Source organism: Ensifer sp. GW821-FHT05G01 (assembly GCF_059419585.1).
Genome location: NZ_JBWKSC010000006.1, coordinates 183,316 through 201,466 on the forward strand (window position 1 = coordinate 183,316; position 18,151 = coordinate 201,466).

General features: G+C 62.8%; 19 protein-coding genes. 10 read left to right on the plus strand and 9 right to left on the minus strand.

The window, feature by feature from the left end:
* The 3 genes from AC07UR_RS16700 to AC07UR_RS16710 all read right to left on the minus strand — a co-directional run bounded on the left by AC07UR_RS16700 (window position 1) and on the right by AC07UR_RS16710 (window position 3,662).
* On the minus strand, window positions 1-939 hold the full coding sequence (locus AC07UR_RS16700) for an alpha-E domain-containing protein (protein ID WP_173420899.1): 939 nt from the start codon (window positions 937-939) through the stop codon (window positions 1-3).
* A 4-nt stretch (window positions 940-943) separates the two neighbouring features.
* Window positions 944-2,338 (minus strand): circularly permuted type 2 ATP-grasp protein, encoded by a 1,395-nt coding sequence (locus AC07UR_RS16705; RefSeq protein ID WP_081788908.1) that lies wholly within the window; start codon window positions 2,336-2,338, stop codon window positions 944-946.
* A gap of 235 nt (window positions 2,339-2,573) precedes the next feature.
* Window positions 2,574-3,662, minus strand: a complete 1,089-nt coding sequence (locus tag AC07UR_RS16710; RefSeq protein WP_209791016.1) for a YeiH family protein — start codon at window positions 3,660-3,662, stop codon at window positions 2,574-2,576.
* An 80-nt stretch (window positions 3,663-3,742) separates the two neighbouring features.
* On the opposite strand from AC07UR_RS16710, the gene AC07UR_RS16715 reads away from it, so the two are divergent.
* The 3 genes from AC07UR_RS16715 (at window position 3,743) to AC07UR_RS16725 (ending at window position 6,135) form a co-directional block, all read left to right on the plus strand.
* Entirely contained in the window at window positions 3,743-4,612 is an 870-nt protein-coding gene (locus AC07UR_RS16715; protein ID WP_209791015.1) for a LysR family transcriptional regulator, read from the plus strand.
* 103 nt (window positions 4,613-4,715) lie between these two features.
* Window positions 4,716-5,168, plus strand: coding sequence for a GyrI-like domain-containing protein (locus tag AC07UR_RS16720; RefSeq protein ID WP_327795862.1), 453 nt, complete (start codon window positions 4,716-4,718; stop codon window positions 5,166-5,168).
* Window positions 5,169-5,253: 85 nt separating this feature from the next.
* Window positions 5,254-6,135, plus strand: coding sequence for a DMT family transporter (locus AC07UR_RS16725; RefSeq protein WP_209791014.1), 882 nt, complete (start codon window positions 5,254-5,256; stop codon window positions 6,133-6,135).
* A gap of 98 nt (window positions 6,136-6,233) precedes the next feature.
* On the opposite strand, the gene AC07UR_RS16730 is transcribed toward AC07UR_RS16725, so the two are convergent.
* The 3 genes from AC07UR_RS16730 to AC07UR_RS16740 form a co-directional block, all read right to left on the minus strand.
* Complete coding sequence (locus AC07UR_RS16730) at window positions 6,234-7,787, minus strand: DEAD/DEAH box helicase (protein ID WP_209791013.1); 1,554 nt, start codon at window positions 7,785-7,787, stop codon at window positions 6,234-6,236.
* Window positions 7,788-8,083: 296 nt separating this feature from the next.
* A complete protein-coding gene (locus AC07UR_RS16735) occupies window positions 8,084-9,187 on the minus strand; it encodes a DNA alkylation repair protein (protein WP_209791012.1) in 1,104 nt (367 codons plus the stop codon).
* Window positions 9,188-9,206: 19 nt separating this feature from the next.
* A complete protein-coding gene (locus AC07UR_RS16740) occupies window positions 9,207-9,506 on the minus strand; it encodes a hypothetical protein (RefSeq protein ID WP_209791011.1) in 300 nt (99 codons plus the stop codon).
* A 97-nt stretch (window positions 9,507-9,603) separates the two neighbouring features.
* Here AC07UR_RS16740 and AC07UR_RS16745 point away from each other — a divergent pair, with 97 nt between their 5' ends.
* Both AC07UR_RS16745 and AC07UR_RS16750 read left to right on the plus strand, forming a co-directional pair.
* Entirely contained in the window at window positions 9,604-10,278 is a 675-nt protein-coding gene (locus AC07UR_RS16745) for a helix-turn-helix transcriptional regulator (RefSeq protein WP_209791010.1), read from the plus strand.
* 128 nt (window positions 10,279-10,406) lie between these two features.
* Entirely contained in the window at window positions 10,407-10,856 is a 450-nt protein-coding gene (locus tag AC07UR_RS16750) for a host attachment protein (RefSeq protein ID WP_115419552.1), read from the plus strand.
* Window positions 10,857-10,889: 33 nt separating this feature from the next.
* On the opposite strand, the gene AC07UR_RS16755 is transcribed toward AC07UR_RS16750, so the two are convergent.
* A complete protein-coding gene (locus tag AC07UR_RS16755) occupies window positions 10,890-12,473 on the minus strand; it encodes a trimethylamine methyltransferase family protein (RefSeq protein WP_209791009.1) in 1,584 nt (527 codons plus the stop codon).
* Between the two features lie 114 nt (window positions 12,474-12,587).
* Window positions 12,588-13,304: a tRNA (5-methylaminomethyl-2-thiouridine)(34)-methyltransferase MnmC2 gene (gene mnmC2, locus AC07UR_RS16760; RefSeq protein WP_209791008.1), complete on the minus strand. Its 717-nt coding sequence runs from the start codon at window positions 13,302-13,304 to the stop codon at window positions 12,588-12,590.
* Between the two features lie 38 nt (window positions 13,305-13,342).
* On the opposite strand from mnmC2, the gene AC07UR_RS16765 reads away from it, so the two are divergent.
* On the plus strand, window positions 13,343-14,485 hold the full coding sequence (locus AC07UR_RS16765) for an NAD(P)/FAD-dependent oxidoreductase (RefSeq protein ID WP_209791007.1): 1,143 nt from the start codon (window positions 13,343-13,345) through the stop codon (window positions 14,483-14,485).
* Window positions 14,486-14,553: 68 nt separating this feature from the next.
* Here AC07UR_RS16765 and AC07UR_RS16770 read toward each other — a convergent pair whose 3' ends face one another.
* A complete protein-coding gene (locus AC07UR_RS16770) occupies window positions 14,554-14,943 on the minus strand; it encodes a PRC-barrel domain-containing protein (protein WP_173420888.1) in 390 nt (129 codons plus the stop codon).
* A 279-nt stretch (window positions 14,944-15,222) separates the two neighbouring features.
* Between AC07UR_RS16770 and AC07UR_RS16775 the strand changes: the two genes are divergently transcribed.
* From AC07UR_RS16775 to AC07UR_RS16790, 4 genes are all read left to right on the plus strand, one after another.
* Window positions 15,223-16,023 (plus strand): DUF1045 domain-containing protein, encoded by an 801-nt coding sequence (locus tag AC07UR_RS16775; protein WP_209791006.1) that lies wholly within the window; start codon window positions 15,223-15,225, stop codon window positions 16,021-16,023.
* 90 nt (window positions 16,024-16,113) lie between these two features.
* Window positions 16,114-17,043: an allantoinase PuuE gene (gene puuE / locus AC07UR_RS16780; protein WP_115419556.1), complete on the plus strand. Its 930-nt coding sequence runs from the start codon at window positions 16,114-16,116 to the stop codon at window positions 17,041-17,043.
* Window positions 17,043-17,546, plus strand: a complete 504-nt coding sequence (uraD, locus tag AC07UR_RS16785) for a 2-oxo-4-hydroxy-4-carboxy-5-ureidoimidazoline decarboxylase (protein WP_025428020.1) — start codon at window positions 17,043-17,045, stop codon at window positions 17,544-17,546. Before puuE ends, uraD begins: the two co-directional genes overlap by 1 nt.
* 96 nt (window positions 17,547-17,642) lie before the next feature.
* Complete coding sequence (locus AC07UR_RS16790) at window positions 17,643-18,140, plus strand: ureidoglycolate lyase (protein WP_209791005.1); 498 nt, start codon at window positions 17,643-17,645, stop codon at window positions 18,138-18,140.
* Window positions 18,141-18,151: the final 11 nt, after the last annotated feature.

Genomic DNA, 18,151 nt, shown 5'->3' on the forward strand with positions numbered 1-18,151 from the left:
TCAGTTGAAACGATAGCCGTCGGAGATTTCCTGGCCGAGACGGTTGTTCTGGCTGATGAAATCCTCGAGGTATTCGTGCAGTCCCTGGTCCATGATGTCGGTGATCGAACGGCTGCGCAGTGCTGCCAGCGTACGGTCCGCCGTCTCGTGCGCCTGGTGGCGCTCGCCATATTCCCGCTCGAGATAGCCGAGGTTGCTGGCAATCTTCTCGTAGCAATAGGCCAGCGACCGTGGCATGCGGCCGTTGGAGATCAGGAAGTCGGCGATGTTGGCCGGTTTCAGTTCGGCGTCATAGACCCAGCCATAGGCGCGGTGGGCCGAGACCGAGCGCAGGATCGATTCCCACTGCACATTGTCCATCGACGAGCCGACGGCGGCGACCGCCGGCAGTAGCACGTAGTATTTGACGTCGAGGATGCGCGCGGTGTTGTCGGCCCGCTCGATGAAGGTGCCGATGCGAGAGAAGTTGAAGATCTCGTTCCTGAGCATCGTGCCGTGGAACGCGCCACGGATGAGGCCGGCACGACGCTTGATCTGATCGATGATCTCCGGCATGTCCGTCGGACGCGCCTTCCTGGAGAGGATCGCCTTCATCTCGAGGTAGCATTCGTTGGTGGCTTCCCAGGTCTCGCGCGTCAGCGCCGTACGCACCATGCGGGCGTTGTGGCGACCCGCCTCGATGCAGGACATCACGCTCGACGGATTGGCGCGGTCGCGCAAAAGGAAATCGATCGCGTCGATGCTCGTCAGCGTCTCGTGCACCTCGTCATAGAGTTCGCGCACGCCGGCACTTTGCAGGACGCCGTCCCAGTCGCCCTCCGTCGCGCCGCTGCGGGTCAGCGCCATGCGCAGGCCGGCATCGATCAACCGGGCGCTGTTTTCGGCGCGTTCGATGTAGCGGAACATCCAGTAGAGACCGTTTGCAGTTCTTCCCAACATGGCCTCAGTCCTCCAGCACCCAGGTGTCCTTGGTCCCGCCGCCCTGGCTGGAGTTCACGACGAGTGAACCGGCCTTAAGGGCGACGCGCGTCAGGCCGCCGGGAATGATCTGCACCTTGTCGGAGACAAGGACGTAGGGACGAAGATCCACGTGCCGGGGCGCGATGCCTTTGTTGACGAGGATGGGCACGGTCGACAGCGACAGCGTCGGCTGGGCGATATAGTTGGTCGGGCGGGCTTTCAGCTTTTCGGCAAAGAGCGCGCGCTCCTTCTTGCTGGCGGTCGGGCCGACCAGCATGCCGTAGCCACCGGAGCCGTGCACTTCCTTGACCACCAGTTCTTCCAGATGTTCGAGCACGTATTTCAGGCTCTGCGGCTCGGAACAGCGCCAGGTCGGCACGTTTTCGAGGAGCGGCTTGCGGCCGGTGTAGAACTCGACGATTTCGGGCATGTAGGAATAAATCGCCTTGTCGTCGGAGATGCCGGTGCCGGGCGCGTTGGCGATGGTGATGTTGCCGGCGCGATAGACATCCATGATGCCGGGCACGCCGAGCGCGGATTCCGGCCGGAAGGTCAAGGGATCGAGGAAGTCGTCGTCGACGCGGCGGTAGAGTACGTCGATCGCCTCGTAGCCGCGGGTGGTACGCATCTTCACCTTGCCGTCGATGACGCGCAGGTCGGAGCCCTCGACCAGTTCGACGCCCATCATGTCTGCGAGGAAGGCGTGTTCGTAATAGGCGGAGTTGTAGATGCCGGGGGTCAGCACCGCGACGCGCGGCTTGCCGCTGCAGCCGGGAGGTGCCAGCGACGCCAGGCTCTGGCGCAGAAGGTTCGGGTAGTTCTCGACCGGGCGGACGCGGTTCTGATGGAAGAGTTCGGGGAACATCTGCATCATCGTTTCGCGGTTTTCCAGCATGTAGCTGACACCGGATGGCGTGCGCGCGTTGTCCTCCAGCACGTAGAACTGATCTTCGCCGGTGCGCACGATGTCGGTGCCGACGATATGGGTGTAGACGCCGCCTGGCGGCCTAAAACCGATCATCTGCGGCAGAAACGCGACGTTCTTCTCGATCAGTTCGCGCGGCACGCGGCCTGCCCGGATGATTTCCTGCTTGTGGTAGATGTCGTCGAGGAAGGCGTTGAGCGCGATGACCCGCTGTTCGATGCCCTGGGCGAGCTTACGCCATTCGCGGCCGGAAATGATGCGGGGGATGAGGTCGAAGGGGATGAGCTTTTCGGATGAGTCTGCGTGTCCGTAGACCGCGAAGGTGATGCCGGTTTTCCGGAAGATATTCTCGGCGTCCTTGGATTTCGCTATGAGCCGATTTCTGTCCTGGCTGGCATACCATTCATGATAGGTCGAATATGGCTGGCGCGGACTGCTGTCCGCATTCATCATTTCGTCAAATGCCAAAGGCGTGGTCCCCTTATTTTTGACCATTTGAGTACAACGCTGGATGCAATGCAAGAAGCGTGCACAGTCGGGGGACAAGAAAGTTCTGACGCGTTATTCCGGCTGTTGCGGCCAAAGTGATGCCCAACAATGGGGCGGACTTCGTCCGTCGGACGGGCCGCCTTGAATCTGGTGTCTTAGAAAATAAGCAGATGCTTGAAATTTGGGCGCGCCTGTGAGGCTAACCCAGGCCGAAAACAACGATGGCCGCGGCTGCCAGGCTGGCCAGGACCAGCAGTGACAGCATGGCGGCCGCGCTTGCGCGCGGGCCGGCATCGGCGAGCTTGCGAATGTCGACCTCCAGGCCAAGCGCCGCCATGGCGATGACGGTCAGCCATGTGGCGAGATGTGCTGCACCGGTTGCGGCGACATCGGGGATCACTCCGCTGTTGCGGGCGACTGCGACTGCGAGGAAACCGAGAATGAACCAGGGAACGAAATGCGCGAATGTGGCGAGACGGGCCGGCTGCTTGCCTTCGGGCCGGCTTGGCGCCAGGGGATGCGCTTCGCCCCCGCGGTTGATGAGCGAGAAGCAAAGGACAGCGGGGCCAAGCATCAGCACACGCACGAGCTTGACCAGGGTCCCGACCTGTACGGACAGTGCGCTGAACGGGGAGGCCGCCGCCAGCACCTGGGGCACGGCATAGACGGTCATGCCAGCCAGAACGCCGAAGCCATAGGGCGACATGCCGAACCAGCCGCCGATCAACGGCAGGGTGAGAACGACGGCGATGCCGAGGATTGCGGTAAAGGAGATGGCTGCAGCAACCTCATCGCCCTCGGCGCCGATGGCCGGCGCGACGGCGGCGATCGCCGAATTGCCGCAGATGGCATTGCCGCAGGCAATCAGCGTCGCCATGCGCTTGGGCAGGCCGAGCAGCCGCGCGATCAGATAGCCGGAGACGATCGAGAGAAAAACGATGCCGACGATGGTGGCGAGCAGCACCGGGCCGCTTGCCAGGATCGCCTCGAAGCTCAGGCTCGCGCCGATCAGGACGATTGCCGCTTCCAGAAGCAGCTTGGAGGAGAAGCGGATGCCCGTCATCCAGCGATCTCCTGGCGTCCAGAAAATGCGCACGAGCGCCCCGAGGAGGATGGCGATGACAAGCGCTTCCAGCCAGGGGCGACCGGTCCACTTTGCCTCGAACCGTTCGAGGCCGAAGGCGGCGAGCGCAACGAGACAACAAAGGATCAGGCCCGGCGCGATACGCGCTATGCGGGAAGGGAGCGTGGTTACGAAGGTGGTGGATATGGGATGCGATCTGGACATGACCACACCCTAATCCGATTGATAAATCAGTCTAACGGATTGTTCTTGTCAAACCGATCGATTTTTGCGATTGATTTTCTATGACCCTCGACCAACTTCGCATTTTTGTGGCTGTCGCGGAGCGCCTGCATATGACGCGAGCGGCCGAGGCCATGAACGTCACGCAGTCCGCGGCAAGCGCTGCCATCGCAGCACTCGAAACGCAGCACGACGTCAGGTTGTTCGATCGTATCGGTCGCGGGCTGGCGCTGACGGAGGCCGGAAAAGCGTTTCTGCCGGAGGCAAAGGCCGTTCTCTCACGCGCAACGGTCGCCACCGCCTGCCTCAACGACCTCTCGAACCTGCGCCGCGGCACGCTGGCGATCGCCGCAAGCCAGACGGTGGCAAGCTACTGGCTGCCGGCCCGCCTGGCGCGGTTCACCCATGACTATCCGCATATCGACGTGAAGTTGACCGTGCGCAACACGGCCGTTGTTGCCGAAGCGGTCGAGGAAGGAACGGCGCAGCTCGGTTTCGTCGAGGGCAGGGTCGAGGCGGAGAGGTTGGACCATCGCAGTGTCGCTGTCGACCGCATCGCCATCTACGCACCGCCGCGCCATTCGCTTGCCGGTGGGCCCGTCGATCTTGAAGCGCTGCTTGCCGCGCGCTGGGTGCTGCGCGAAGAGGGATCGGGGACGCGCGCCATGTTTCTGCAATCGATGCAGGCGCATGGTGCGGAGGTCAGTCAGCTGAAAGTGGAGCTTGAATTGCCATCGAACGAGGCAGTGCTGACGGCCGTCGAGAGCGGCCCGTTCATCACCGCCGTGTCCAGGCTTGCCGCCCAGCCGTTTGTCGACAGCGGCCGGCTGGTCGAGTTGCCGTTCGAGCTTGCCGAGCGCAGTTTCGAGCTGTTGACCCACCGCGACCGCCAGTTCAGCCGCGCGGCGCGCGCCTTCGTCGATCTGCTCTGACAGCCTTGTTGGCAGAAACGATTGCCATCTGACGCGGCTGGATTATCAATAGTCGCGGCTGCTTGAGGCGGCGGCCATCCCCTTTCTTGGCAAGAGGTGCATCGTGTTCGAAATCGTCGAAAGGCCGGCGCAGCGCGTTGCCGGCTCCTTCTGGGAGGGAACCTTCGTCGAGGCGGCTGATGGTGCCGTGCGCCGGTTGATCGCGGAGATGCAGGAGCATCATCTGCGGCTGCATCCGAAGGATCATCCGATGCTCGTCGGTCTGTCCTGGAACGATCGGCCGGATGGTTTCCGCTACCTCGTCGGCTTCGTCTCGAAGAAGGCGGAAACGACCCGCCACCCCGGCCATGTCGACCTGCCGGCCATGCGCTTCGTCAGCGCCATGCATCACCCCGAAGCTGGCGACGTCTTTGCGCATTACCAGCACATGTTCGACTGGATCGCATCCGAAGGCCTGGCGGTCGATACCAGCAGGCTGCACTTTCGCGAGGAATACGAACCGGGCTTCGTTTCGCTCTCGCTGTCGTCGCTGCGGTTGATGGTTCCAATTCGCTGATCGTCACCATCAGAAAAATTGCTTTGACCATCAACGTCGCCGCGTCTATCGCGGCTGACCTCCCTTTGCCCATTCGGATAGGTCAATGACACTCGCCCGCCTGGCCCCGGCCATCTTCGTACTGCTCTGGTCGACCGGATGGGTCGTCGCCAAATATGCGGCTGTCTATGCCGATCCGCTGACGTTTCTGGTTCTGCGCTATACGTTGGCGATCCTGCTGTTCATCGGCTTCTGTCTCGTGACCCGGGCGAAATGGCCGACGTCATGGTCGGCGGCTGCCCACGCGGTGGTCTCGGGCATGTTTCTTCACGGGCTTTATCTCGGCGCCGTCTGGTGGGCGATCGGACAGGGCGTGCCGGCGGCGATATCCGGCATCATCGCCGGGCTGCAGCCGCTGATGACGGCTGTTGCTGCCTCCGTGGTCATCGACGAGCAGCTCAGCATTCAGCAGAAACTCGGGCTGGTGCTTGGTTTCTTCGGAATCGCCCTTGCCGTGTTGCCGAAGGTGCTCGTCATCGATACCGGTGCAACGCCGATCCACCTGCTGCCGGTGATCGTCAACGTTCTCGGCATGGCCGCTGTGACCTATGGCACGCTCTACCAGAAGCGGCATCTGCAAAGCGGCGACATCCGCACCATTGCGGCGCTTCAGTATCTCGGCGCACTCATCGTCACCATTCCGCTCGCGCTGATGCTCGAGGATCTGCATGTCACCTGGAACCTGCAGATCTTTGCAGCCCTCGCCTGGTCGGTGCTCGGACTTTCCATGGGTGCGATCGCGCTGCTGCTCTATCTCATCCGCCGCGGCCAGGTTTCGCGCGCAGCCTCGCTCATCTATCTGGTGCCGCCGCTTGCGGCCGTGCAGGCATGGCTGTTCTTCGGCGAGGCGCTGACGCTGCCGATGATCATCGGCACGGTCATTGCCGTTGCCGGCGTCTACCTCACCAATCGCAAGCAGCAGGCATAAAAAACGGCGGGCCGAAGCGACCCGCCGTTCTCAATTCTTTGATTTTCCGGCAGTTCCGGGAGCCGCTTCAAACGGCTCGCCTGGAACGCGCGTAGAGATCAGCCCTGCTGGCCACGATTGCCGCCACCGGCTCCACGGCGCATGCCACCCTGACCGCCTTCGCGGCGGTCGCCGCCCTGGCCTTCAGGACGCGGGCCCTTGTTGCGCCATTCGCCCGGCTTCTGGCCGGGACGACCGTGGTGCTTCTTGGGCTCGTGGTTGCGGTTGCCTTCCGAACGGCCGTCGGCATGACCCTGGCTGGCCGGGCGCTGGCCACGGTGTTCCGTCTTCTGCGGACGGTCGTCGCGCAGGAGGTCGTCACCGGCAAAGCTGCTCGGAGCGAGTGCCGACTGGCGAGCCGGGCGCTCGCGGCGCGGGCGGGCTTCCTGGCGCTGACCGCCGCCGCCATTGCCGCGGTGCTGGCCGTTGCCATTGCCGTTGCCGCGGCCACCGCGTCCCTTGGACGGGCGGGCCTGGTCGGCAGGCGCTTCGCCGCTGGCGACAGCAATGTTGATGCCCATCAGCTTCTCGATGTCGCGAAGCAGGCGGATTTCGTCCGGTGCGCAAAACGCAATCGCGATGCCGTCGCGGCCGGCGCGGGCGGTGCGGCCGATGCGGTGAACATAGGCGTCCGGAACTTCCGGCAGGTCGTAGTTGTAGACGTGGGTGACGCCGGGGATGTCGATGCCGCGGGCAGCGACGTCGGTGGCGACGAGCACGCGGATCTCGCCGTCACGGAACGCCTTCAAGGCGCGCTCGCGCTGGCCCTGGCTCTTGTTGCCGTGGATCGAGGCGGCCTTGAAGCCGACGTGGTCGAGATGCTTCATCAGCTTCTCGGCGCCGTGCTTGGTGCGGCTGAAGATCAGCGACAGGCCATCCGGGTTCTCGGTCAGGGTCTTCTTGAGGATAACCGTCTTCAGGTCCTTGCCGGGAACGAAGTGAACATACTGGTCGACCTTGTCGGCGGCCTTGCCCGGAGGCGTGACCTGAACCTTGACCGGGTCGGTCAGGTACTCGCCAGCGAGTTCGGCGATCAGCTTCGGCATGGTGGCGGAGAACAGCAGCGTCTGGCGGTTCTTCGGCACGAGCTTGGAAATCTTGCGCAGGTCATGGATGAAGCCGAGGTCGAGCATCTGGTCGGCTTCGTCGAGCACGAGGTAGCGACCCTGCGTCAGGGTCACGGCCTTGCGGTTGATCAGGTCGAGCAGGCGGCCCGGCGTTGCGACTAGGATGTCGACGCCGCGGGCGAGCTGTTCGGTCTGCTTGTTGATCGAGACGCCGCCGACGACAACGCCGATCTTCAGCGGGGACTTCTTGACGAACAGCTTGAGGTTGGCAGCGATCTGGTTGACCAGTTCGCGGGTCGGCGCCAGCACTAGGGCGCGGATGTTGCGCGGGTCGGGGCGCTTGCCGTCGGCAACAAGCTTTTCGATCATCGGCAGGCCGAAGGCGGCCGTCTTGCCGGTTCCGGTCTGGGCGAGACCGATCAGGTCGTGGCCCTTCAACACCAGCGGAATGGCCTGCGCCTGGATCGGCGTCGGCTTTTCGAAGCCGTTGGCAGTCAGGGTCTCCAGAATGTGTTCGGAAAGACCAAGATCTTTAAAGGTGGACAAATGCATATACCTTTTGGGGGCGCCAAACGCATTCGCCGGAACCGCAGTCTGCTGTTCCGGTGTCGTTCGGCGTCAAGAACCCCGCGTGAATTGGGAACTTGTGGGTTAAGAAAAAGTCGTCAAGCGCCTGTGCTGTCGCCGCTTACGGCGTATGGGTGCGCTTTTCCTTCTTCACGGCTTTCTGTGTTGCCGAGGGCGCGCTCACGCGGCGGCCTGAAGGTGACGCTGCGTCCATGTCGTCGTTTTGCGCCCAAAAGTCAAGGTCCATCTTTTCGCAGGTGCGAAATGAGGTGGGGCTATTCGTCAACCGAGAGCTGAAAATCTGCGTCGGCTGCCTCCTGGCCGTTGACGAGGATGACCACGCGATGGGCGCCGGGATAATAGCGGCGGGTCGTGATCGGCCGGATCGCGTGGCGCTTTTCGATCTCGATCGTCGCGCCCGGCTCGAGCGTTGCCGATGTCCATTTGAACACTTTGGGCGATGTCGTGCCATTGGCTTTGCGGTGGTGCACCGCGTAGTCAATCATGATCTTCTGGGCGGTCTCGGCGGAGTGCCTGACAGCCAGCTTGAAGACGAGGCTTTCTCCAAGAGCGATTTCCGACCGGTCGAGCGAAATGGCTGCGTCGATGCCTGCGGGTGGCGCAAAGCCGAAGTTCGAAAGGGCAGTGCCATGGCCCTGTTTCAGCAACGTACGCGACGCGTGGCGCAGCAATTGCCGCCGCTCGGGCGAGGCGCCTGCCATGTGCTCGGCCACAAACCCTGCCACGAGATCGGGATGGTCCTTGGCAATGTCATTGAGGCTGTTGGCGACCGAGCGGCGGACATAATCTTCCGGGTCGTCGATCAGCGCGGTCAGGATCGGCAGGATCGGTTGGGGATCGCGGATGAGCTTCGGCAGGCGCATCGCCCATGGCAGGCGAGGGCGGGTGCCCTCACTCGCCAGGCGCCTGACGTGATGGTTCGGATCGGTGACCCAAGGGCCGATGATCGCGAGCGCCCGTTCCTGATCCTGGTCGATGAACACACGGATTCCGAACTCGGATGTAAAGTGCGGCGTCAAGGCACGCAGCAGTGCCAGCGACAGCTCGAAATCGCCAAGCCCGTGTGCCGCGACATATTGGCTGACGGGTAGCAGCGCCCAGCCGCTGAGGCCGGCCCGGTCACCGCTCGGCAGACAGCCATCAAGGGCGGCCGCTGCTTCCGTGAAGGATTGCGGCAGGGTTTCGATCAGGGCATCGCGGATCAGTAGCGATCGCTGCATCAATTCCAGCGCTTCGAGATTGGCGCCGGCAAGCGCTTCGAACCTTGCTCGCTCGAAGGTCGGGCGGACCGCGCACAGGCGGTCGGCGATGGCGGTGACGACACCCGGATGCAGCAGGTTCTTCAGTGGTTCAGCCATTGCTGGATCGTCTTTCTGCTCAGATCTGTTGCTCGACCGCAAAATGCTGCATCAGCATTACCGCGCTGATTGCCGCCATGTAAGGCGCAAAATCCGGATCGCGGCGCACGCGCTCGCCGGCTGATCTGGCCGCGTCGAGCGTTTCCCACTCGACCAGATCCGCAAGCATGTCTGCCTTTTCGCAGGAGCCGACGGCACGCCAGGAAATGAATCCCGGATATTGCGAGACGGCTTGCATCGCCCTTTGACGAGCGGCCGCGGCGGCTGGCCTGTCTGCGACGATGCAGACGGCGAGTTCGATGATGCTTTCGGTGGTCATGTCATGCTCCCTGTTGATTGCGGCTTGACTTAATCACACTGCAACTGACAGCCTTATGGCCATAGCCGTACACGGGACCTGCGATCGGATTGCCCCAATGAGACCTGCCGACCGGCTGTTTCGAATCATCCAGCTCATGCGCGCGACCGGCCGAGCGATGACGGCGCAGGAAATCGCTGAGAAGATGGAAGTGGCGCGGCGCACCATCTACCGCGACATGGAGCACCTGATGGCGTCAGGCGCGCCGATCGACGGTGAGCGCGGTGTCGGATACCTCCTGCGCGAAAGCTTTGACGCACCACCGCTCGCCTTCACCTTCGAACAGCTGGAGGCGCTGGCCTTCGGCGCGCGGGCCGTGCAGATGCTCGGCGACAGCAGGCTGGCGCAGGCCGCCCGTGAGGCGATGGACAAGATCGAGCACGGACTTCCGCCCGAGCACGTGGCGCGATTGCGCAGCGCCCCGATCCGCGCTTTCCGCTCGGCGCTGCAGCCGAAGACGCCGCCGGTGCTTGGTGATCTGCGCCGGGCGATCACAGAGGAGCGAAAGGTGACGATCGCCTATGAAAGCCTTGCCGACCAGAGCTCCGAGCGCACGGTCTGGCCGCTGGGCTTGAGCGTCTTCGGCCACCACTGGCTGCTGACCAGCTGGTGCGAGCTGCGCCAGGATTTCCGCGATTTCCGTGTGGATCGCATCCGCGAGATGAAAGTCGAGCGGGATCATTTCCAGCCGACGCCCGAACGCAGCTTCGAGGCCTACCTCGCGCGCATGTGAGGCGGCCGGCACACCAAAAAAGTGCATGGATTTGACAAAGTGGATGGAACCGGATCGGCCTTCATCCGTTTCTATTCCGGGCCCATTCTGGCCTGCCCACGAGCAACATCATTTCATGGGAGACAATCGTGCAAAACCGGACTTGGATACTGGCCGCGGATGGCAACACGGCGCGCTTCGTCAAGGGCGTCAACCTGCGGAAGGACGAACGTCAGCACCCGGAGGAGGAGGTCATTCACACCGATCCCAAGCGCGCCCAGGACATCATGGCCGACAAGCCGGGGCGCAGTCATTCCTCGGTGGGGCATGGCCGCTCAGCGATGGAATACAGCAGCGATCCGGTGCGCGAGGAAAAACACCGCTTTGCCGCCGATGTGGCGAGCAAGATCGAAGGTTATCTAAACGACAACGCCTTCGACAGCCTGGTGATCTGCGCGGCGCCAAAAACGCTCGGTGATCTGCGTAAACTGCTGTCGGCCAATGTGAAGCAGAAGACGGTCGCCGAAATCGACCGCAACTGCGTGACGGTGCCGATCGAGCAGCTGATCGCTACCGCCCGCTCGGCAGTCTATCCCTGAGGCTTTTCCCGCAAACCGAAACACCGCGTCCCGTCAGAAATCCGTCGGGACGCCGCCTTCCTCCTTGCGCTTGGCAACGAAGGCGTCGAGTTCGTCTTCGATCGCCGGATCCAGCGGCGGCCGTTCGTACTCGTTGAGCTTCTGCTTGAAGACGCGGTTGGCGTGATCATAGGTGGTCGGGCGGCCGGCCTCCGTCCAGGTCTCGAAGTTGCGCCAGTCCGACAGGATCGGCGAATAGAAGGCGGTCTCGTAGCGCTGCAACGTGTGCAGCGTGCCGAAGTAATGGCCGCCCGGTCCGACATCGCGCACCGCGTCGAGACCGAGCGCATCCTCGCTGACATCGAGCGGCGTCAGGAATTCCGCCACCATCTGCAGCATGTCGACGTCGAGGATGAATTTCTCGAAGGACGCCGTCAGTCCTCCTTCCGTCCAGCCGGCGGCATGCATGATGAAGTTGCCACCCCCTTGCGTCAGCGCCCAGAGCGACAGCGCCGACTCGTAGGCGGCCTGTGCGTCGAGCGTGTTGGCCGCATTGGTGTTGGAGGTGCGGTAGGGAATGTTGTAGCGGCGGGCGAGCTGGCCGCCGGCAATCACCGCCTTCATGTATTCAGGTGTGCCGAAGGCGGGCGCACCGGTCTTCATGTCGACGTTCGAGGTGAAGCCGCCGTACATGACAGGCGCTCCGCGTCGCACCATCTGGGTAAAGGCAATTCCGCAGAGCGCCTCGGCATTCTGCTGGACCAGTGCGCCAGCGATCGTCACCGGCGCCATCGCGCCTGCAAGCGTAAACGGCGTGATCACCACCACTTGGTTGCGAGAGGACATTTCGATGATGCCCTGCAGCATCGGCCCGTCGAGGCGCAGCGGCGACGAGGTATTGATGATGGTGAACAGCGATGGTTCGCGCTCCATCTGCTCCATCGATACGCCACGGCCGATGCGGGCGATCTCGATGCCGTCGGTGTTGCGCTGGCGACCGAGCGAATAGACGTGAAAGACCTTGTCGGTGAGCTTCACCATGTCCGAGAGGCAGTCGAGGTGCCGGACGGAGGCGTGCAGATCGACCGGCTCGACCGGGTAGCCGCCGGTGGTGTGAATGATGTCGTAGGACTGGGCGAGCTTCACCAGCTTGCGGAAATCCTCCTGGTTGCCCGTGCGCCGGCCGCCTTCACGGTCGGCGACGAACGGTGCGCTGGCAATCTGGGCGAACACCAGATTGTTGCCGCCGATCGCGACATTGCGGGCCGGATTGCGCGCATGCATGGTGAAGGAGGAGGGGGCCGAGGCGATCATGTCCATGATCAACCCGCGGTCGAAGCGCACGCGGTCAGTCCCGGGGGTCACATCGGCGCCGGCTGCCTTCATGCGCTCGCGCGCCTCAGGCAGAATGACGTCCATGCCGATCTCTTCCAAGATCGTCAGCGACGCCTCATGGATCGCATAGAGCGCATCGTCCGACAGCACCGAGGATTTGCTCTGGGTGTTGACGAGATTGAGATATTTGCCGCCCGTGGACTTTCGTGTGCGCTCGCCACCGCGGCCGCCTGGCCTGCGTCGTCGCTCGAGCGGGGAGGAATTTTCGCCTGTCGCAGCATCCGGAAACTGATCGTCGTTCATGAAAAACCCACCGCGTTGCCGATGGATTTTTGTCGCAGATTATTCGCAGGCATGCCCCCGCCATTTGCGACAGTTCAGTTCTCTGGTGGAGTAAAGGCCGTGAAAACGTCTTGCTCAGACCTTGTCGCCGCGCAGCATCTCGCGTTTACCGGCGAAGCCCTTGCGCTTCTCGACGGCAAAGCCGGCTGCCTGCAGATTGCGGCGAACAAAGCCAGCGGCGGCATAGGTGGCAAAGCTGCCGCCGGGTGCGGTCCTGTCGAACACCAGTCGCATCAGCTCTTCAGACCACATGTCGGGATTGCGCGACGGCGCGAAACCATCGAGAAACCAGGCATCGAAGCACTCGGCCGCCTCGGCGAGGCTCTCCAGCGCGGGACCGCAGACGACGGTCAGGCGAACGCCATCGCCGAAATCAATCTCGATCCGGCCGTCGTTCGCAGCCGGCCATCGTTCGACGAGAGCCAGCCGCTCGGCATCGATCTCTGGCCAATGGGCAAGCGCTCGGGAGATTTCCTCCGCCTGCATCGGGAACCGCTCGAAGCTGACGAAGTGCAATGCCCCGCCTGTCGCTGCCGCTTTCCATTGCCGCCAGGTTTCACAGAAATTGAGGCCGGTGCCGAAGCCCAGTTCGCCAATGGTAAACGCGTCGCCGGTGGCCCAGCGTTCGGGCAGGCCGTTGCCGGCAAGGAACACGTGCCCGCATTCGAGCCGGCCATCGGTGCGGCAATAAAAGTGATCGCCAAATTCGCGCGAATAGGGCATATCGCCCTCGTGCCAATCGAGGCTTTGATGGGCCGGGGGCTGGTTCGGTTCTGCGGCGGATCCTGTCATGCGATGGCGATAATCCCGCCACCGGAGAAGGTCAATCGATGAGCGAAGTTTTGATCATCGGCGGCGGCATCATGGGGCTTTGGGCCGCCCTTATGGCGGCACGCGCGGGCATGAGCGTCTGCCTTGTCGAAGAGCGCCACATCGGCGCCGGTGCCAGCGGCGGCATCCTCGGCGCGCTGATGCCGCATATGCCCGACAAGTGGAACGCCAAGAAACAATTCCAATTCGAAGCGCTGGTGTTGCTTGAGAGCGAGATCGAAGCGCTCGAGGCTGAAACCGGGCTTTCGGCGGGCTATCGCCGCAGCGGCCGGATCATGCCGCTCGCCAAGCCGCATCTGCGTGACATCGCCCTTCGCCACGAACAGGATGCATTGGCAAACTGGCGGGCAGGTGACCGCCGGTTCTTCTGGCATGTGCGAGACGAGGCGCCCTCCGGCTGGCTCGGTGCGGAAGAGATGGCCCACGGATTGGTGTTCGATACGCTTGGCGGCCGGCTTGCGCCTCGCCAGATGCTGGCAGTTTTGCGCGCGGCCCTGGCGCGAGCGCCGAAGGTGCGGATTGTTGAGGGAAGCGGCGTTCGGGGTATCCACCCCGGCCAAGGCCGGGCGGAACTCGATGACGGTACGGAAATCGCATTCGGCCACTGCATTCTTGCCGCCGGTATCGGCAGCTTTCCGCTGATCGACACGCTGTGCGGACCGATCCGCGGACCGAGCGGCACGGGGGTCAAGGGCCAGGCGGCGCTGCTGCTGGCCGATGTCGATCCGCAATTGCCCGTCATCTTCACCGACGGCGTCTACATCGTCGCCCATGACGACGGGCATGTGGCTGTCGGCAGCACCAGCGAAAACAAATATGCCGATCCGCTGTCCACGGATGAACTCTTGAATGAGCTGCTTGGGCGGGCCGAGGTGCTGGTTCCGGCTCTACTCGGGGCGGAAGTGGTTGAGCGCTGGGCCGGCATCCGGCCGAAATCGACCGAACGGGAGCCGATGGTCGGGCGGCATCCGGATCACGAAAACCTGTCGGTGCTGACAGGCGGCTTCAAGGTGAGCTTCGGCATCGCCCATCGCCTCGCGCGCTTCGTCGTCGATGAGATCACGGGTCGCCCGTCAATCGAAATTCCGGACACCTTCCTGTGCCGGACACACATAGCGGCACTTCGCGAGAAACATCTTTAAGGCGTCGTCATGCAAAGGGCCCCGCCGCTGGCGGGGCCCGTAAATCCTGTATCGGGAAAACCCGGTCGTTACATCCAGTAAGGCGGCACGCCGTAGTAGTCGTAGACGCGGCGGCCGTTCTCGGCGTTCCAGTCGTATTCATCGCTGCCATGATACTTCGGCGCGCGCTCGACCTGTTCGCGGGTCACGTCAGTGCGATAGCCACCGAGGCTCTCGTCATAGGTCAGCTTCGCCCAGGGGAGTGGATAGTGATCCTCGCCGATGCCGAGAAAACCGCCGAAGCCGAGCACGGCATAGGCCACGCGACCACTGCGCTTTTCGATAATCACGCGCTCGATCGAGCCGATGTGCTTGCTGTCGGCGCCATAAACCTTCGTGCCTTCAACCTTGTCGCTCGCGATCAGGTCATGGGTTTCCTTGATGCTGGCGTCCTGAAGGTTCGCATTGTGATAGGTCACACTTCTTCTCCATCGTTGTTGGCTACATCAGGGGAACGGCTGTTGGCCGCGATGGTTCCGAAACAGTTCGGTCGAGAACCTTGGGCGTGATCCCCAGGCATGCCCCGCCTACTTCGTCAATCTGTCACGCAAATCACCTAAGACGCAGGCAGTAGAGCGTCGCGTTTCCTCGGGGAAGCATTGTTGACGCTCTCAAGGTTTTGAACCTGCGCCAGCCCTGGCGACGATCGAGATTGGTTGTCGCGGGCAAGTGCCAGAACGGATTTCCGGAGCATGCGCATGCGTTACGCCATTTGTTTCACGCCGCCGATGGCCGATCCGCTCTCAACGGTTGCCGCGAGCTGGCTCGGTCGCAACGTCTACTCGGGCGAGCCTACCGAACTGCCGTCGATCTGCGGATTGACCGCATCCGAGATTGCTTTCCACACGGCCGTTCCACGTCGCTTCGGGTTTCATGCGGTGGTGATGTCGCCGTTCAGGCTCCACCCTGATATGGACGAGGCGCAGCTGCTCAAGGCGCTGATGCACTTTGCCGGCGCCCAGATGCCGTTCGAGATCGAGCGGATGGAAGTGGCTCGCCTCGGCCAGTGCTGGGGGCTGATGCCGCAGATCCCGAGCACGGCGATGCACCTGCTCGCCGCCAGCATCATCCAGGAGTTCGACGCGTTCCGCGCGCCGCTGAGCGAAGACGAGATCGAACGTTCCGATCCGGACCGGCTGACGGCGCCGCAATTCTCGAATCTGCATCGCTGGGGCGATCCACATGTGATGGACGAATATCGCTTCCACATGATGCTGACCGGGCCGCTCGGTCAGGACGCGATACGCCGCATCGAGGCGCCGCTTCGCGACCTGTTCGAGCCGTGCCTGATGCAACCCTTGACGATCGGCAGCCTGGCGCTGTTCGTCGAGCAGGAATCGGGTGCTCCGATGCGCGTTCACTCTCAGCACCCGCTCGGCAAGATTTCCGCGACCAAGCGGGCGGACCGGATCAAGCGGGCCGCAGCCGAGGCAACGCTTGCGCCGAGCCCGGTTCCGCCGCTGTCGCGGATGGTGGCCGCGTTGATGGCCGGTCGCTAACCGAGTCGCTAACCGTCTGCACTGACGTCATTTTGTCTCGACAATCCGGGCGGCGATGATACCGTTCCGGAAAATTCGAAGGGTGATTTGATGTCTGAGACTACCTATCCACGCGATCTCGTCGGCTATGGCCGCAACCCGCCCAAGGCAAACTGGCCGGGCGATGCGCGCATCGCCGTGCAGTTCGTGCTCAACTACGAAGAGGGCGGCGAAAGCTGCATTCTCGATGGCGACCCGGCGTCGGAAAACCTGCTTTCGGAGATCGTTGGCGCGCAGCCCTGGCCGGGGCAGCGCAACCTCAACATGGAATCGATCTACGAATACGGCTCGCGCTCCGGCTTCTGGCGGCTGTGGCGCATGTTTACGAGCCGCGACGTGCCGTTGACGGTTTATGGCGTGACGCAGGCGATGGCGCGCAATCCGGAAGCGGTCGCCGCCATGAAGGAAGCCGGCTGGGAGATCGCCAGCCACGGGCTGCGCTGGCTCGAATACAAGGATTTCCCCGAAGAGGTGGAACGCGAGCATATCCGCGAGGTGGTGCGTCTGCACACCGAGCTGACCGGAGAGCGTCCGCTCGGCCTTTACCAGGGCAAGCCGTCCAACAACACGCTGAAGCTGGTTCTCGAAGAGGGAGGTTTCCTCTATTCCAGCGACAGCTATGCGGACGAATTACCCTACTGGGTTCCGGGGCTTACGGCCGACAAGCCCCATCTGATCATTCCTTACACGCTCGACGCCAACGACATGCGTTTTGCGACGAACCAGGGTTTCAACTCCGGCGACCAGTTCTTCACCTATCTCAAGGACACGTTCGACGTGCTCTACGAGGAAGGCAAGGAAGGCGACGCCAAGATGATGAATATCGGTCTTCACTGCCGCCTCGTCGGCCGTCCGGGCCGTGCGGCGGCGCTGGCGCGTTTCATCGACTACGTCATGTCGCACGACAAGGTCTGGGTGCCGCGGCGCATCGATATCGCCCGCCACTGGTATGAACACCACAAGCCGGAAGGGGCTCTCTGATGTCCGATCGCGACGCCTTCGTCAGCCGCTTCGGCGGCGTGTTCGAGCATTCTCCCTGGGTTGCCGAACGAGCCTATGACCGGGCGGCCGCGACGGGACTTTCAGCCGGCAATGTACACTCGGCCCTTTGCCAGGCCTTTCGCGCCGGATTGCCGCGCGAGAGGCTCGCGGTGCTGCGGGCGCACCCGGATCTTGCCGGCAAGCTGGCGATCGCCGGCAAGCTGACGGCGGACTCGACCGCCGAGCAGGCGTCCGCCGGGCTTGATCGTCTTTCGGCCGACGAGCATGCCCGCTTCACGGCGCTCAACGAGGCCTATACGCAGAAGTTCGGCTTTCCCTTCATCATCGCCGTCAAGGGTCTGACGAAGAACGATATTCTCGCCTCGTTCGAAAGGCGCATTGACAATTCGACCGAAGAGGAATTTGAGACCGCCTGTGCGCAGGTGGAGAAAATCGCTCGTCTGCGGCTGCAATCCATGCTTCCAGGAGACGAAAATGCCTGACGTACCCGTTCGCACTCTACTCTCACCGTTATGGAGGGTAGTCGAACCGGATCATGCCAATACCGCCGGCAGCAACAGCCGCGGGGTTATTGCCTGATGTCGCGTATTCTTTCGATCGAACCCCTTACACAGGACGCTTTCGCCCCATTCGGCACCGTCATCGAAGCGGATCCTGCGTCGATGCGTTACATCAACGGTGGCAACACCGAGCGCTTCCACGGCCTGGCGCGCGCCGATGTCACCGGCGAGGGCGCCAATGTCATCATCAACATCTTTCGCGGCCAGCCACGCGCTTTCCCCTATTCGGTCGCAATGATGGAGAGGCACCCGTTCGGCAGCCAAAGTTTTTCGCCGCTCGACGACCGGCCCTGGCTTGTGGTCGTTGCCGAAGACGAGGGCGGCAAGCCGGGCGCGCCGCGGGTGTTCCGGGCGCAGGGGCGGCAGGGCGTCAATTACGGCCGCAATGTCTGGCATCACCCACTGATGACGGTGGGCGCCGTCAACGACTTCATCGTCGTCGACCGCGAGGGGCCGGGTAACAATCTCGAAGAGTATTCTTATGAAGAGCCCTTCGTCATCGAGAGCGCAATCTGAAGGAAGAGACG

What these genes read in the sequence shown, in the direction of transcription:
- AC07UR_RS16700 (WP_173420899.1), bottom strand. Translation starts at nt 939, where the DNA reads ATGTTGGGAAGAACTGCAAACGGTCTCTACTGGATGTTCCGCTACATC.
- AC07UR_RS16705 (WP_081788908.1), bottom strand. Translation starts at nt 2,338, where the DNA reads ATGATGAATGCGGACAGCAGTCCGCGCCAGCCATATTCGACCTATCAT.
- AC07UR_RS16710 (WP_209791016.1), bottom strand. Translation starts at nt 3,662, where the DNA reads ATGTCCAGATCGCATCCCATATCCACCACCTTCGTAACCACGCTCCCT.
- AC07UR_RS16715 (WP_209791015.1), top strand. Translation starts at nt 3,743, where the DNA reads ATGACCCTCGACCAACTTCGCATTTTTGTGGCTGTCGCGGAGCGCCTG.
- AC07UR_RS16725 (WP_209791014.1), top strand. Translation starts at nt 5,254, where the DNA reads ATGACACTCGCCCGCCTGGCCCCGGCCATCTTCGTACTGCTCTGGTCG.
- AC07UR_RS16735 (WP_209791012.1), bottom strand. Translation starts at nt 9,187, where the DNA reads ATGGCTGAACCACTGAAGAACCTGCTGCATCCGGGTGTCGTCACCGCC.
- AC07UR_RS16740 (WP_209791011.1), bottom strand. Translation starts at nt 9,506, where the DNA reads ATGACCACCGAAAGCATCATCGAACTCGCCGTCTGCATCGTCGCAGAC.
- AC07UR_RS16745 (WP_209791010.1), top strand. Translation starts at nt 9,604, where the DNA reads ATGAGACCTGCCGACCGGCTGTTTCGAATCATCCAGCTCATGCGCGCG.
- AC07UR_RS16755 (WP_209791009.1), bottom strand. Translation starts at nt 12,473, where the DNA reads ATGAACGACGATCAGTTTCCGGATGCTGCGACAGGCGAAAATTCCTCC.
- mnmC2 (WP_209791008.1), bottom strand. Translation starts at nt 13,304, where the DNA reads ATGACAGGATCCGCCGCAGAACCGAACCAGCCCCCGGCCCATCAAAGC.
- AC07UR_RS16765 (WP_209791007.1), top strand. Translation starts at nt 13,343, where the DNA reads ATGAGCGAAGTTTTGATCATCGGCGGCGGCATCATGGGGCTTTGGGCC.
- AC07UR_RS16775 (WP_209791006.1), top strand. Translation starts at nt 15,223, where the DNA reads ATGCGTTACGCCATTTGTTTCACGCCGCCGATGGCCGATCCGCTCTCA.
- puuE (WP_115419556.1), top strand. Translation starts at nt 16,114, where the DNA reads ATGTCTGAGACTACCTATCCACGCGATCTCGTCGGCTATGGCCGCAAC.
- uraD (WP_025428020.1), top strand. Translation starts at nt 17,043, where the DNA reads ATGTCCGATCGCGACGCCTTCGTCAGCCGCTTCGGCGGCGTGTTCGAG.
- AC07UR_RS16790 (WP_209791005.1), top strand. Translation starts at nt 17,643, where the DNA reads ATGTCGCGTATTCTTTCGATCGAACCCCTTACACAGGACGCTTTCGCC.